General features: G+C 41.9%; 1 protein-coding gene. It reads left to right on the forward strand.

Annotated elements, in window-relative coordinates; genetic code table 11:
- A partial coding sequence (locus tag F0L46_RS27815) for a hypothetical protein (RefSeq protein ID WP_240540168.1) occupies positions 1–277 on the forward strand: 277 nt, incomplete at its 5' end.
- Positions 278–401: the final 124 nt, after the last annotated feature.

A 401-nucleotide genomic window follows, 5' to 3' on the forward strand; every position in this document is an offset into this window, starting at 1 on the left:
ACTTGATCTCTTGAATGATGTATGGGTAGATTTCATTCACTTTGTTTCAACATTTGTCCTTGCAGGCTTCTATAAACCTGACGGCAAGGGCATAATCATTGACTCGTCTGCATGCATGAAGGGCAGCTTTGATAATCTTTGGGTCGGGAACGAGATCCATACCACAGAGGTCGTTCATTCCTTTGCGGATTTCCCAACCATCAATGTCTTTTCTGTTGAAATATGCTTCATATCTGTTATCGAATTCTTCGTCACTTTCCACTGGACCTCCGTGTGATCTCCGTACAGATACGGCGCTGACCCTTACGGCAGGAACTAATGATCTTTTAAGGACATTTGCAAACGCACCTGATGCGGATTTCAACATTTTCGCCAAATATTTTTTTTGTACTCAATCAATT

The organism is Salinarimonas soli (assembly GCF_008386575.1).
Classification (GTDB): Bacteria; Pseudomonadota; Alphaproteobacteria; order Rhizobiales; family Beijerinckiaceae; genus Salinarimonas_A; species Salinarimonas_A soli.